12 protein-coding genes are annotated in these 13,196 nt (G+C 64.5%); 8 read left to right on the plus strand and 4 right to left on the minus strand.

The window, feature by feature from the left end:
- The first annotated feature begins 4 nt into the window (after positions 1 to 4).
- The 6 genes from dhaL to OOZ51_RS14120 all read left to right on the plus strand — a co-directional run bounded on the left by dhaL (position 5) and on the right by OOZ51_RS14120 (position 6,335).
- Positions 5 to 1,756 (plus strand): dihydroxyacetone kinase subunit DhaL, encoded by a 1,752-nt coding sequence (gene dhaL / locus OOZ51_RS14095; RefSeq protein WP_265980323.1) that lies wholly within the window; start codon positions 5 to 7, stop codon positions 1,754 to 1,756.
- The gene (locus OOZ51_RS14100; protein WP_265980324.1) at positions 1,753 to 2,235 is read left to right on the plus strand and encodes a ribose-5-phosphate isomerase; all 483 of its coding nucleotides are present in this window, start codon (positions 1,753 to 1,755) and stop codon (positions 2,233 to 2,235) included. The genes dhaL and OOZ51_RS14100 overlap by 4 nt, the downstream gene beginning before the upstream one ends.
- 1 nt (position 2,236) lies before the next feature.
- On the plus strand, positions 2,237 to 3,223 hold the full coding sequence (locus OOZ51_RS14105; protein WP_265980325.1) for a 3-hydroxyacyl-CoA dehydrogenase family protein: 987 nt from the start codon (positions 2,237 to 2,239) through the stop codon (positions 3,221 to 3,223).
- A gap of 25 nt (positions 3,224 to 3,248) precedes the next feature.
- Positions 3,249 to 4,016 carry an SDR family NAD(P)-dependent oxidoreductase gene (locus OOZ51_RS14110; protein WP_265980326.1) on the plus strand — a complete coding sequence of 256 codons (768 nt, stop codon included), beginning with the start codon at positions 3,249 to 3,251 and terminating at the stop codon, positions 4,014 to 4,016.
- A gap of 205 nt (positions 4,017 to 4,221) precedes the next feature.
- Complete coding sequence (locus tag OOZ51_RS14115; RefSeq protein WP_265980327.1) at positions 4,222 to 5,571, plus strand: MFS transporter; 1,350 nt, start codon at positions 4,222 to 4,224, stop codon at positions 5,569 to 5,571.
- 2 nt (positions 5,572 to 5,573) lie between these two features.
- Positions 5,574 to 6,335 carry a triose-phosphate isomerase family protein gene (locus tag OOZ51_RS14120; protein ID WP_265980329.1) on the plus strand — a complete coding sequence of 254 codons (762 nt, stop codon included), beginning with the start codon at positions 5,574 to 5,576 and terminating at the stop codon, positions 6,333 to 6,335.
- A 38-nt stretch (positions 6,336 to 6,373) separates the two neighbouring features.
- On the opposite strand, the gene OOZ51_RS14125 is transcribed toward OOZ51_RS14120, so the two are convergent.
- The 3 genes from OOZ51_RS14125 to OOZ51_RS14135 all read right to left on the minus strand — a co-directional run bounded on the left by OOZ51_RS14125 (position 6,374) and on the right by OOZ51_RS14135 (position 11,636).
- Positions 6,374 to 10,084, minus strand: a complete 3,711-nt coding sequence (locus OOZ51_RS14125) for a TM0106 family RecB-like putative nuclease (RefSeq protein ID WP_265980330.1) — start codon at positions 10,082 to 10,084, stop codon at positions 6,374 to 6,376.
- Positions 10,085 to 10,161: 77 nt separating this feature from the next.
- Entirely contained in the window at positions 10,162 to 11,247 is a 1,086-nt protein-coding gene (locus tag OOZ51_RS14130) for a DUF1648 domain-containing protein (RefSeq protein WP_265980332.1), read from the minus strand.
- Positions 11,244 to 11,636 (minus strand): GntR family transcriptional regulator, encoded by a 393-nt coding sequence (locus OOZ51_RS14135; RefSeq protein ID WP_265980333.1) that lies wholly within the window; start codon positions 11,634 to 11,636, stop codon positions 11,244 to 11,246. Before OOZ51_RS14135 ends, OOZ51_RS14130 begins: the two co-directional genes overlap by 4 nt.
- Before the next feature lie 80 nt (positions 11,637 to 11,716).
- Between OOZ51_RS14135 and OOZ51_RS14140 the strand changes: the two genes are divergently transcribed.
- Complete coding sequence (locus OOZ51_RS14140; protein WP_265980335.1) at positions 11,717 to 12,175, plus strand: nucleoside deaminase; 459 nt, start codon at positions 11,717 to 11,719, stop codon at positions 12,173 to 12,175.
- Between the two features lie 111 nt (positions 12,176 to 12,286).
- Complete coding sequence (locus tag OOZ51_RS14145) at positions 12,287 to 12,724, plus strand: CBS domain-containing protein (RefSeq protein WP_265980336.1); 438 nt, start codon at positions 12,287 to 12,289, stop codon at positions 12,722 to 12,724.
- Positions 12,725 to 12,826: 102 nt separating this feature from the next.
- Here the strand turns inward: OOZ51_RS14145 and OOZ51_RS14150 are convergent, their stop codons facing one another.
- Positions 12,827 to 13,123, minus strand: a complete 297-nt coding sequence (locus OOZ51_RS14150; protein ID WP_265980338.1) for a hypothetical protein — start codon at positions 13,121 to 13,123, stop codon at positions 12,827 to 12,829.
- Between the last annotated feature and the right edge of the window lie 73 nt (positions 13,124 to 13,196).

The following is a 13,196-nucleotide window of genomic DNA, read 5'->3' on the forward strand; positions in this document are numbered from 1 at the left end:
GACCATGACAAGGATTTTCGATAACCCCGCAGACTTTGCGGATGATGCGCTTGACGGATTCGTGGCCGCGAACCGCGGGTATGTTGCCCGGGTGGACGGTGGAGTGGTCCGTTCCACCGAAGTCCCGGCCGGGCAGGTTGCCCTGGTGGTGGGCGGCGGTTCGGGACACTACCCCGCGTTTGCGGGACTGGTCGGACCTGGGCTGGCCACGGCCTCGGCGTGCGGGAACATGTTCGCGTCCCCGGCGGCCGGTCAAGTGTATCGGGTGGCGAAGGCAGCCAACGCCGGCGGCGGCGTCCTGCTCAGCTACGGCAACTACGCCGGCGACGTGCTGCACTTCGGGCAGGCCCAGTTGCGGCTCAACGCCGAGGGTATCGAAACCCGCACCGTGACCGTCACCGACGACATCGCCAGCGCGCCGCTGGACCAGATCGAGAAGCGGCGGGGAATCGCGGGGGACCTGACGGTCTTCAAGATTGCCGGCGCCGCGGCCGAAGCGGGACTGGACCTCGACGCCGTCGAACGCCTGGCCATCAAGACCAACTACCGTACGCGCTCGCTGGGGGTGGCCTTCGACGGCTGCACCCTTCCGGGCGCCAAGGATCCGTTGTTCCACGTTCCGGCCGGCCAGATGTCTCTTGGCCTGGGCATTCATGGCGAGCCGGGCATCTCCGAACACGCCATGCCCACAGCCTCCGAACTCGCCGAGCTCCTCGTCTCGAAGCTCCTGGCCGACAAGCCCGAGGGCGCCGGAGACCGGGTGGTGGCGATCGTCAACGGCCTCGGCACCGTCAAGTACGACGAACTCTTCCTGCTCTTCGGCAAGATCGAGAAGCTCTTGAACAACGCGGGCCTCACTGTCGTCGAGCCCGAATGCGGCGAGTTGGTAACAAGCCTGGACATGTCCGGCCTTTCGCTGACGCTGCTGTGGCTTGACGAGGAGCTTGAACAGTATTGGGCAGCACCCGCGGACACTCCCGCGTTCCGCAAAGGCAACCTTGCGCCCCGCCCGCCCCGAAGCCAAGCGAGCGTCACCGCCGTGGACGAGTCCGACGTCGAGCAGCCCACCGAGGCTGCTGCCGAACTTGGCCGGCAGGCCGTGGCAGTCCTCGCGCAGGTGCGGGACGTCGTCGTCGAGCACGAAGAGGAACTGGGCAGGCTGGACGCCATTGCCGGGGACGGCGACCACGGCATCGGCATGCGCCGCGGCGTTGACGCGGCCCTCGCGGCCGCAGAGGCCGCGAGCGGAGCCTCGGTGGGGCGGATCCTGACGGCGGCGGGGGAGGCCTGGAGCGAACGCGCCGGCGGAACCTCGGGCGCCCTGTGGGGCTCGGCGATCATCGCGGCCGGACAGGCGCTCGGCAACAAAGCGAGCTACTCAGGCGAGGACGCGGCGGCCGCCGTCACGGCGTTCGTTTCGGCGATCACTGAGCTCGGCAAAGCCGAACCCGGCGACAAGACCATGGTGGACGCGCTGCTCCCGTTCCGGGTTGCGTTCCTGACAGAGTTCGACGCCGGGGCCCCGGTTGACCGGGCCCTCGCGGCCGCTGCTGCGGCGGCTGGGTCCGCGGCGGTTGAGACGGCCCGTTTGCGGCCGCTGAAGGGCCGTGCCCGTCCGCTGGCGGAGAAGAGCGTGGGCCACCCTGATCCCGGCGCGGTCTCCTTCGGGCTGATCACGGCGAGGATCTCACAACATATCGATTCACGGCTGCGCGGTTCACAAGCCGTCCCGGCAGGAAACGGAGTTCAGGCATGAGCACATCCCAGGGCTGGCGGATCGTCGTCGGCAACGACGAAGCAGGCGTCGAGTACAAGCAGGCACTGATGGCGCTGCTTGAGGCCGATCCGCGGGTGGCGTCCGTGACCGACGTGGGCGTGGGCGTCAACGATTCCACGGCGTATCCGCACGTTGCCGTGAACGCGGCGCGCAAAGTCGCCGACGGCGAGGCGGACCGGGCCCTGCTGATCTGCGGCACGGGCCTGGGTGTGGCGATCGCGGCCAACAAGGTCCCCGGAATCCGTGCCGTCACTGCGCACGACAGCTACTCCGTGGAGCGCTCGGTCCTGAGCAACAACGCCCAGGTCCTGACCATGGGCCAGCGGGTGATCGGCCTGGAACTGGCCAAGAAACTGGTGGGCGAATGGCTGGGCCACACCTTTGACGAAACATCATCTTCCGCCGCCAAGGTGGACGCCATTTGCTCCTACGAGCCCGACTACACAAAGGCAGTGTGACATGACCCAATCCCAGAACACCCCGGCCGGCACGGCGCCGGCCCGGAAGATCGCCGTCGTCGGCTCCGGTTACATGGGCGGCGGGATCGCGCAGGTCCTTGCCCTCGGCGGGGCGCGCGTGGCGCTGGCGGACGTGTCCGCGGAAATCGCGCAGAAGAACTACGAGCGCCTGCTGGTGGAGTCGGACGAATTCGTGGCCGCGGGACTTTTCCCGGAAGGTTCCACGGCCATCCTGAAAGCCAATCTGTGGGCGGCCAGGGACATCGAAGAGGCCGTGGCGGACGCCGACTTCATCGAAGAAGCCGTCCCCGAGGTCCTGGACATCAAGCACCGGACCCTGGCCCGGATCAGCGCCGCCGCCCGTCCGGAGGCCCTGATCGGTTCCAACACCTCCACCATTTCCATCGCCGATCTCGCCGTGGCCGTGGCCGGTCCGGAGCGGTTCCTGGGCGTGCACTTCTCCAACCCGTCCCCGTTCATTCCCGGCGTCGAGATCATTCCCCACGCCGGCACCACCCCGGAGACCGTGGCCGCGTCCCGTGAACTGGTCCACGCGGCCGGCAAGCAGACCGCGGTCGTCAAGGACGTCACCGGTTTCGTGCTCAACAGGCTGCAGTACGCGCTTTTCCACGAGGCCGCCCAGCTGGTGGAGCAGGGGATCGCCACGGCGGACGACGTCGACACCCTGGTCCGTACGACGTTCGGCTTCCGCTTGCCGTTCTTTGGTCCGTTCGCGATCGCGGACATGGCCGGACTGGACGTCTACGACTTCTGCTACAAGTCCCTCCAGACCGGGTTCCCGGAGCGCTTCGCCACCCCGAAGATCCTCAGCGACCTCGTGGAGGCGGGAAAGCTGGGCACCAAGACCGGCGCGGGCTTCCTCAACGTCCCGGCCGACCGCACACCCGAACTCATCGCCTACCGGAACAAGGCCTACGTGGCCATGCAGAAGCTCATCGATGAGCTCGGCCCGGCACCCATCAACTAGCCCCACCATTCACAGGAGAATACCCATGAGCCCCTTCCCCGCAGAACGCACCGCGATTGTCACCGGCGCCGTCTCCGAGCGCGGCATCGGCCGAGCCACCGTCAACTACCTGGCTGCGCAAGGCTGGAACATCGGCATCATCGACCTCGACGACGCCCTGTGCAAGGCCACCGCCAAGGAAATCGCCGCGCAGTACAACGTCAAGGCCTACGGCGTCGGCGCCAACGTGGCCGATGAGGCATCAGTACGCTCCGCAATCGACACGCTTGAAGCTGAGCTGCCGCAGATCGTCGCCCTGGCCAACGTTGCCGGTGTCAGCTCACCGGTCCCGTACCTGGAACTCGAGCCCGCCGAGTGGAACCGTGTCCTGAACATCAACCTCAACGGTGTCCACTACGCCACCCGCCGCGTGGCCGAGTCCATGGTCAAGAACCGGATCGGACGCATCGTGAACATCTCTTCGGTTTCCGCCCAGCGCGGCGGCGGGACGTTCTCCAAGACCCCGTACTCGGTGGCCAAGGCCGGCGTCATCGGCCTGACCCGCGCCACCGCCCGCGAACTGGGTGAATTCGACATCACCGTCAACGCTATTTCTCCCGGCCCCATCGACACCGACATCATGGGCGGCACCCTCAGCGAGGAGCGCAAGGACGAGCTCACCAAGGACCTCGTGGTGAACCGCGTGGGCTCCACCCGGGACATCGCCGCCGCCATCGCCTTCCTCATCAGCGAGGACTCCGGTTACATCTCGGGCCAGACGCTGAATGTCGACGGCGGACTCTACATGCACTAGGGAAGGAACCCCGTGGGCTCCTGGACCAAGGAACGCAAGCTCTATCTCGCCGTCGGGATCTTGGTGTGCGCCGTCGGCGTGCTGCTCATGGTCTTCCCCCGCTAAGGCGGGACACCGCTGCGGCGGGCCGTATCACCCTTTGAATGCATCACCCTGACTATTCAAAACTGATTACTCAACAGTCATTACTCAAAGAGGAGTTTCGATGTCCGTTTCAACAACTTCCGCGAAGGAGATGCTGGATTCGCCGATTCTGAAATCGGCGATCCGCAAGGCTGCCGCCCGGCTCATGCCGATGCTGGTCATCCTTTATGTGGTCTCCTTCCTCGACCGCACCAATGTCGGTTTCGCTGAAGCCGCCCTTGGCGCGGACAAGGGCGTCTCGGCCGGGGCGTTCGCGCTCGGTGCCGGTATTTTCTTCATCGGCTACGCGATCTTTGAAATCCCCAGCAACCTGCTGCTCAAGAAGGTCGGCGCCAAGATCTGGCTTGCACGCATCGCGATCACGTGGGGCCTCGTCTCGGCCTGCTTCGCTTTCGTGCAGGGCGAAACGTCCTTCGTGATCCTGCGATTCCTGCTCGGCGTGACTGAGGCGGGGCTGTTCCCGGGCGTCATCATGTACCTGGCCGAGTGGTTCCCTAACAAGGTGCGAGTACAGATGTTCGCAATCTTCTACCTTGCGCAGCCGTTCTCCCAGATGATCGGCAACCCTCTCTCCGGCTGGCTGATCAACATCGGCGATCAGCTTCCCGGCATCCGCGGCTGGCAGGTCATGTTCTTCACCGAGGGCATCCTGGCTGTGCTCGCTGGCATTGCGGCGTTCTTCTTCCTGATCAACGGCCCGGAGAAAGCCAAGTTCCTCAACCCGGACGAGAAGTTCGCACTCAAGGAGATCATGGCGCAGGAAGACAGCGTCAAGGATGAAACCGGCCCACGCGGTGTATTCGCCGCTATGCGTAACGGTCGTGTCTGGTACTTCACCCTCATCTACTTCTGCCTGCAGGTGGCCGTCTACGGTGTCACCTTCTTCTTGCCGCAACAGGTTTCCTCGCTGACCGGCCAGAAGGTGGGCCTCGCCGTCGGCCTGTTGATCGCTGTTCCGTGGTTCTTCGGTATCTTCTCCTGCTACCTGATCGGCCGTGCGGCGAACACCGTTGCCAAGCGCCGCATGTTCGGCACCGTGCTGTTCGTGTCCACTGGTGTCTGCATTCTCGGTTCGGCTTGGGCCGGGACCAACCATCAGCCGGTGCTCGGGCTGATCTTCATCACGCTCGCGGTGTGCAGCTTCCTGGCAGTCGGTCCGGTTGTTTGGGCCTACCCGACGGCGTTCCTCGCCGGGTCCGCAGCCGCCGCCGGTATTGGCCTCATCAACTCGCTGGGCAACCTGGGTGGTTTTGTGGCCCCGATCCTGCGAACCGCGGTCAACAGCGCCACCGCCGACCCCACGGGATCGGCCGGCGTCTACGCACTGGGAATCCTTCCGTTCCTGGCGGCCGCCATGATGTTCGGCACCCGGGCGTTCAAGAACAAGGCCGACGAGCTCCTCAGCGAGTAGCCGTGTACATCGGGGTCAGCACCAAGATGTACATGGGGTACCGCCACACCATGTCCTGGCTGGAGCAACTGCGAGGTGAAGTGGACGCCCGTCCGGCCCTGGTGGCCGGGCGGGTGGTCCCGTTTGTCATCCCGTCGTTTCCCATGCTTCCGGCTGCGGCTCAGATGCTGGAGGATTCTCCTTTGCTCTTGGGTGCTCAGAACTGCGGCTGGTCCGACGGCCCGTGGACCGGGGAAGTGTCGCCGTCCTTGCTGGCGGAGCTTGGTGTGCGGCTCGTGGAGATCGGACACGCCGAACGACGCCGGCACTTCGCCGAGGACGACGCTGTAGTCGCGCTCAAGGTCAGAGCCGCGGTGGACGCCGGGCTGACGCCGCTGCTGTGTGTTGGCGAAGAAACCGCATCCGATCCGGCGGTGTCGGCGTCGTTCGTTTACCGGCAGATCGCGGCCGCCGTCCGAGAAGATTGGGCGACGGCGGGCAGTTTGGTTATTGCTTACGAACCAGTGTGGGCCATCGGCGCGGCCGAGCCTGCCCGCGCAGCTTACGTGTCCGACGTCGTCGATCACCTCCGGGACCTGCTCGCTGGGCATGACTTAGCCGGGCTGCCGATCATTTACGGTGGCTCTGCCAAGCCGGGACTCCTGCCTGAGCTTCGCGGCGTGTCGGGCCTCTTCCTGGGCCGTTTCGCCCATGACCCCGCGAACTTCGGGAAAGTCTTGGACGAAGCACTGGGGTTGGATCAAGCGCTAGGGTTGCCCAACTGACTCGCATTTGTTGTCGTTTTCAGCCCTTATAACGACAACTACTGCGAGCCAGTTGGGCCGGCCTTCTGACACAGTCCCACAAAACCGCCCAACTGTTCCAGCCCTTCCGGCTTGGTGGGCAGGTAATTGGTCAGTTCGGGTGAGCGCACGACGACGGCCCGCCACTGACCGCGCGATACCGCCACGTTGATCCGGTTGCGAGAGAGCAGGAAGTCCATACCGCGAGGTACCTCTGCGGCAGCGGAGGCGGCCATGGAGACGATCACCACGGGAGCTTCCTGCCCCTGAAACTTGTCCACGGTGCCGACGCGCACGCCACGGAGTCCGGCCGCTCTCAGTTCGCGTTGGATGAGCTGCACCTGGGCGTTGTAGGCCGCCACCACCAGGATGTCCTTTTCGACGAGCGGCCGTTCCCCGGGCGATTCCCGGGGGTCCAGCCACGCCAAGCCAAGGTGTTCCTTGACTTGCCTGACTACCTCCTCGGCTTCTTCGGACGACTGGGTGGAGTTGCCACTGTGTTGGACGTAGACGCATTCCACGCCGGCCCGAACTCCGGACAGTTTCCGCGTGGAGGCAGCTGGTGCCGAACGCAGCCGGCCATCGTAGGACAGCTCGGACACCGCGGCGCACAAATCCGGGTGCATTCGCCACGAGGTCGCGAGGAAATACCCGAGCTCCGGGGGCAGGGTGTGCAGGCCGTGGGCCAACCAGCCGAGAGCCGATTCGTCCACGGGTTCCGGGTGTTTGCCCTGCGTGACTTGGGGCAGTTGCTGGGGATCACCGAGGAGCAGGAGCCTCTTCGTTGCTCGGCTGACGGCAAGGGTGTTGGCCAGCGAGAACTGCCCGGCCTCGTCGATAACAAGCAGATCCAACGATCCCGCTGGAACGGTCCGGCCTGTCATGGTCCACGCCGTGCCGCCGATCAAGCATCCGCCGGGCGCTGCTAACAACCGCTCAATGTCGTCCTTTGACTGCTGGCTCCACGGGACCGGGTCTTCGTGCTTCATTTCCTTGGCAATGACATCCGTAGCGACCCCTGCCTTCACCGCGGCGTGGAGCATGTTCTCCACCACCGCGTGGGACTGCGCAACAACCCCCACCTTCCAGCCGGCGCGAACCAGCCGGGCAATGACGTGCGAGCCAACGTAAGTCTTGCCCGTTCCAGGAGGCCCTTGCACGGCAAGATATGACTGGTCCAGATCCGTCACGGCCGCGGTGATCGCATCCACATAGCCATCGTCGCCGGACCCGACGGCGGGCAGTACAGGGAGAGTGGCCAGCCTCGGCGGCACGCGGCGCAGCAGGTCCAAACCTGGATCCTTCGGCCACGACGGCAGACTGGAACCCACCTTGACGGCAAGTTCACTCAAGGCTTTTCTCTGGCCGTCCGTGTTCACCGGGCCATCAGGCGTGAGTGCCATGGGTAGCTGCGAGTATTCGGCAGCGCCCTTGGGCAGCCGCTCCGATATGGTCACGACGTCGGGCACGCCGTCTTCGCGTCCCGCGAGGGAAGTGCCTTCATCGAGGTCGTCAAGATCGCCGTCCTCGATCACGTCCGTGCCGGACATTCCCGATCTGCCCAAGGCACTTTCGTTTTTGCCGATGAAGGCGTCGGGGAGTGGAGGCCCGTACATCCGGAAGTACTTCTTACCGGCGGCGAAACCGGAGCCATCGGCTGCATGGCCGAAGAGCCGTACCTGCCGCGCCGGGTTGCTGCGGGGAGTCGGCTTGGCCCAGTCCCGCACCACTTCGCCGCGTTCCACGATGAAGCAGTCCCTGCTGTCCTCCCATTCTGAGACGGGCCGGTCCAGGCGGTCGAAATGTCCCCACCAGAATTGTTTGTCCTCCCGCCGGTGAAATCCGACCGCGGCCGCCACCAAGGCCACCGCCCTGTTGTCGTCGGATTGAACAGCGTCGTCCGGCAATTCTGCGAGGTAGTCGAGAAGGGCCGTTTCCTCGGGTGCGGCCTGGTACTTGTCCGGTTCCGTTTCGGCAGGTAGTTCCTGTCCCGAAGCAGCCGGAATGCCGGGTTCGATGGAGCGCTCCGCGGCCAGGCCCAGCAGCCAGTTCCGCAGTTCCAGGGTGGAGAGGCAATCGTATTCGTTGTAGTCGGAGATGCCTGCCAGGATTGCTGCCGCATCGTCTTCGCGATGGGCGTCCCGGGCCGTGCAGTAGTTGGCGTAGGCAACCACGGAGGCCCCGGCGTCGGTCACGTCCCCCGAACGCAAGTGCTGGCCCATGTACAGGGGTTCGAGTTTCTTGATGCTGTAGGAGTCTTCGGAGATGCGGATGCTGTGCCGCACGGTGTCGTAGAGGTCCACCAGCACGCCTTCGCGGAGGAGGTTGTCCACGGCGGCTTCGCCCACGGTGTGGATGACCGACAGATTGCGCAGCGCGGTTTTCTCGTATGCGGCGTAGTGGTAGATCCGCATGTCCGGATACTTCATTCGGCGTTCGTCCACGTAGTCCAGGAAATCGATGAACGCCTGGCGCTCCTCGGCCCGGGAATGTGCCCAGAACGGCTTGAACACGGGAGATCCGCCCGGCTCCGTCGGATTTTCGACAACCCCGAACAAGTACTCCAGTCCCCAGCGGCCGGTTACGGGGTCCTGCCACAGCGGGTCTCCTTCGAAGTCGAAGAAGATGTCGCCGGCGTCGGGCCGGGGGAGCCGGGCCAGGGAGCTGGATTCCAGGACGGAATAGCTGATGCTCTTGGCTGTGCCGGTCTTGTCGGTGTAGTTGACGGTTCCATCGGGCGTGGCTGTTCCGGTCTGCAGACGGGCTTGTTCCTGCAGGCGCCTCGTGGCGGAATCAGCTGCGTCGGGCATCTCAGCAAGGGCATCGATGGTGAAAATGCCGTTTTCCATGAGCTTCTTGCGCCGGGTGATTCTCATCCCCGCCACCATCAGCAGATCCCGGTGGAGGCGCACTTGTTCTTTGCAGTAGTCGCAGCGACCGCATGCGATTACTCCGGGCGCACCCCATTGGATGGGCTCCGGCCGCGATCGGTGGGCGTCCGTCAGTGCAAGGAAGCGGTCACGGCGTTCGCGGAACACGGGCAGTACATCCGCGAGCCGATGGTTGCTGTGTACATAGTCGAAGCCAGCTGCACCCTCCGGCCCGGCAGCTTGAGGCCCGGCAGCCTGAGGACCAGCAGCGTCCCGCTGAATGGTAGCCCCAAGGACAAGAGTCAGATCCGGCGCCGGAACGATTCCCGCTTTGAATAATTGATCGCCGTAGGCGGCAAGTTGCAGTAACGCCGTGACCTTGGCGTGGCGAGCGAGTTTGGTGTCAAAAACCGCGTAGCTTCCGTCCGGCTGCTTCACGAGGAAATCGGACCGCCCATGGAACTGGCCGTCGAAGAAGGCCGCCTGGAAGACCACGTCCGCGCCGGATCGCAAGGCCGCAATGGACTCCGCGTGCTTGGCCTGCAGGGTGGCGCGGTCCATCGCCGCGGCCGGAACGACGTCGAACACTCCCGTCCCAGCGAGCGGATCCCACCACCCGAATTCGGCCACGAATCGGTCCAACACCCTGTGCTCGTGAACGTCGCCCAGTGCGGCGGTGCGCTCCAGCATTTCGTCGACGTCGAAGGCAGGCTTCGGTGACCGGCCCAGCTTCTCGTCCAACTTGCGCAGCAACTGGTACTCGCACGTGGAGGCGGTGACGAGATCGCTGGCGGAAAACACCAGGTCCTGCGCTTGCCCTGGACTTTCGGAACCCGCAACTTCTGAATCGAGAAAAAACACCGTGCCCCCAGACCTTTGAGCTGATGAAGCCAAGCTATCAGTGAGGCCGGACAAGATAGCAGCCCCCGCGGTGGGGGTCAGCCGCCGAAACGAAGGGTGATCACCAGGCCGATCAGCGCGACCAGGCCGGCAAGAAGCATCGCGGCCCTGGGATTGCCGAAGTTGAGGGTCCATCCCAGACCGAACCGGCGGGGAACCAGCAGCGCGTGGTCTTCTCGGTTGATGTAGAACAGGCCGCCCCGCCAGAACTGGTCGTCCTCCCGGTGGGTCAGGCCGGTGTCCTCGTCGCCGTCGTCCCGCTCGCGGTTGTTCCTGGCCAAGACCACCACAGTTACCGCGACCGCGGCCAGGATGGGGAGCACCACCACCAGCTGCGCCCACGGGGTGGCCTTGCCGGTCCACATCAGCAACGATGATCCAAGCATCCCCAGGTCGATCATCGCGACTAGTCCGAGGAGTGCCTTGGCGCCGAGCGACATGTACCGGCGGTGCCAGCGCGCGGAGCCCACCGGGTGCGCCGGGTCGATATCGGGCCGGCTGAGGAAGAAGATGGCCGCCGCGATACCCGCGAGCAACGCGGTCACGCCGATCTGCACGAAGACCAGCGAGAAAGCCGTGCCGACCGATTTGGTGGCCAATCGGTTGGGCACGCCGTTCGCTCCGTAATGCACGGCGAGCACATCGGGCATCGACGGGTAGCTAATCACGCCGATCACCACCGTGGCGACCGTGATGATCAACGCCGGCGCCAGCCAGAGCCAGGGAAACCGCGGCGGATCGGTTCGAAGTTCGGTGTCCACCGCGATGCCTTGGCGCACGCCGTCGTACCAGCCCCCGGCGGCCTTGGCGGCCCGGATCTCGTGGTTGGCCAGGAAGAAGCAGCCGTACCAGCAGCCGACGAGCACCAGCACAGACAACGGCAGCAACAACGTTTCGCCGGTTATGGCGTAGATGGCGACGCAGACCCCGGCTGTGACGATCCCGCTCAGGAGTACCCGCCATCGGTAGATGCGGGTCTGCCTGACCACAGCCGGGTCATCGGCGCGCTGGGCCGGCACCCGAACCCCGAAGGGCACGGTTGGGCTGTTGATCGCGGGCAGCACCAGGGCGATCGCGAGCACCAGTGCTGACAATGCGGAGCTGAGGGCGATGGCAAGGGTCATAGTGTTTCCTCTGACGGGGTGGTTCCAAATGAATCGAGCACTGACCGGCACGCCTCGAGTACCTCGTCCGCCGGTAATCCTCGCGCGACGGCCTCGGCCAGCAGAGTCCGCGCCCTCGCGGTCCACTCAGCCGGGAACGGTGGGTCCGCGACCGTCGGGGTCACCACAGCGCCTGACTTGCGGTTGAGCTGAATCAGGCCCTGCTGGCGCAGGAGGTCATAGGCTTTGTTCACGGTGTGGAAGTTGATCCCGAAGTCCGCAGCGAGCGTTCTGGTGGCGGGCAACGAACTGCCCTTGGTCAGCACGCCCTCGGCGATCGCCTCCACGATCTGGTCCCGAAGCTGCTGGTAGATCGGCACATCGCTGGCCAAGTCTACGTTGAGGATCATTTCTCCCACCTCCCGTATTTATTATATGAGTTATAGAACAATTAGCGGAAGATCCCCAACTCCCGGAAAGCAGGCCACGAATGACCCAGCTCGATGCGCAACCGTCGCCAGATCCCGCCTTCGAGGCTGCCTACGCAGCCGCCCGGAAGAGCCTCAGCGAAGGTGGCATTCCCATTGGTGCGGCGCTTGCCCGCGACGGCGTTGTCATCGCTAGTGGGCACAACGAACGCGTCCAAAACGGCGATCCGATCGCCCACGGGGAAATGTCGGCCCTCCGCGCAGCCGGCCGGCAAAAGAGCTATCGGGACACCACGCTGTACACCACCCTCGCCCCGTGCGCGATGTGTACGGGCACCATCATCCAGTTCAAGATTCCGCGAGTGGTGGTGGGGGAGGCCCGCACGTTCGGCGGCGAATTCGAGCTCCTGCGGTCCCGGGGCGTGGAAGTGGTGGTCCTCGATGACCAACGGTGCGTGGACATGATGCGCAGCTTCCAGGAAGAGAATCCGGAGCTGTGGGCCGAGGACATCGCTGAATAGACCGAGGGAGCAGACCGCATCTGGCCACAGCCAAACCCCAAGCGTAGGCTGACAGCATCGGTGTCGGTGCCGGGGGGTCCGCGTCGATACCCAATCGATGAAGGAGGACTCATGAGTGTTGTGCGCGAATTCATGTCCACCAATGCCCAGTGCGTCAGGGAAGAGCAGTCGTTGCGTGACGCGGCTGTCCTGATGCGCGATCTGGACGTCGGGTCCCTGCCGATCTGCGGCAGCGATGGAAGACTCAAAGGATTCATCACTGACCGCGACATCGTGGTCAAATGCGTTGCTGAGGGATGGGATGCCAGCCAGAAGACAGCGGCAGACATCGCCCAGGGCACGCCGATCTGGATTGATGCCGATGCCAGCGTTGACGCTGCGATCGACCTGATGGAGAAGCACCAGGTCCGGCGCCTTCCTGTCATCACCGACCACAAGTTGGTAGGCATCATCAGCCAGGGCGATATCGCCCGCAACTACGCCGAGCAGCGGGTGGGTGAATTGGTGGAGCACATCTCGGCCAAGACTCCCATGGCGCAACTGGGCTAACTACAACTTCCGCTCGATCAAGCGTCACGGCCACCCGGCCGTGGCGCTTCCGTATCCGGGCCAGCGAACGCGGTCACTGTATCCGGGCCACGGGACGCCAAGCTAGAGAAACGCTTCCCGCCCTGTGCCTTCCCGCATCACTAATTCCCCGTCCTCGATGGAAACCAGCAGGCTCTTTGCTCTTCCGTGGAGTTTCTTGCTTGCGCTCAGCTTGCGGCTGGTAACCTCGACGCCAACCGTGGACCCTTTTGCCGGCAGCTCCACGGAGATCTCCGCCGCCATTCCCAGCATCTCTCTGGTGGACACATCGCGCTCGTGGTGAGCCTCTTTGTGGTTGACCGTGACTTCTACGTCATCGGCGTCGAAACCGTCCTGCAGGATGATGAGCAGTTCTTGCATGATGCGCCTCTTCCTTGAGTAGCATGTCCAACCGGAGTCTTCAGCACTCTTCCACTACAGCACTCCGTGCCGT

Source organism: Arthrobacter rhizophilus, from assembly GCF_026241105.1.
Classification (GTDB): Bacteria; Actinomycetota; Actinomycetes; order Actinomycetales; family Micrococcaceae; genus Arthrobacter.

What these genes read in the sequence shown, in the direction of transcription:
- OOZ51_RS14150 (WP_265980338.1), bottom strand. Translation starts at nt 13,123, where the DNA reads ATGCAAGAACTGCTCATCATCCTGCAGGACGGTTTCGACGCCGATGAC.
- dhaL (WP_265980323.1), top strand. Translation starts at nt 5, where the DNA reads ATGACAAGGATTTTCGATAACCCCGCAGACTTTGCGGATGATGCGCTT.
- OOZ51_RS14100 (WP_265980324.1), top strand. Translation starts at nt 1,753, where the DNA reads ATGAGCACATCCCAGGGCTGGCGGATCGTCGTCGGCAACGACGAAGCA.
- OOZ51_RS14110 (WP_265980326.1), top strand. Translation starts at nt 3,249, where the DNA reads ATGAGCCCCTTCCCCGCAGAACGCACCGCGATTGTCACCGGCGCCGTC.
- OOZ51_RS14105 (WP_265980325.1), top strand. Translation starts at nt 2,237, where the DNA reads ATGACCCAATCCCAGAACACCCCGGCCGGCACGGCGCCGGCCCGGAAG.
- OOZ51_RS14140 (WP_265980335.1), top strand. Translation starts at nt 11,717, where the DNA reads ATGACCCAGCTCGATGCGCAACCGTCGCCAGATCCCGCCTTCGAGGCT.
- OOZ51_RS14135 (WP_265980333.1), bottom strand. Translation starts at nt 11,636, where the DNA reads ATGATCCTCAACGTAGACTTGGCCAGCGATGTGCCGATCTACCAGCAG.
- OOZ51_RS14130 (WP_265980332.1), bottom strand. Translation starts at nt 11,247, where the DNA reads ATGACCCTTGCCATCGCCCTCAGCTCCGCATTGTCAGCACTGGTGCTC.
- OOZ51_RS14145 (WP_265980336.1), top strand. Translation starts at nt 12,287, where the DNA reads ATGAGTGTTGTGCGCGAATTCATGTCCACCAATGCCCAGTGCGTCAGG.
- OOZ51_RS14115 (WP_265980327.1), top strand. Translation starts at nt 4,222, where the DNA reads ATGTCCGTTTCAACAACTTCCGCGAAGGAGATGCTGGATTCGCCGATT.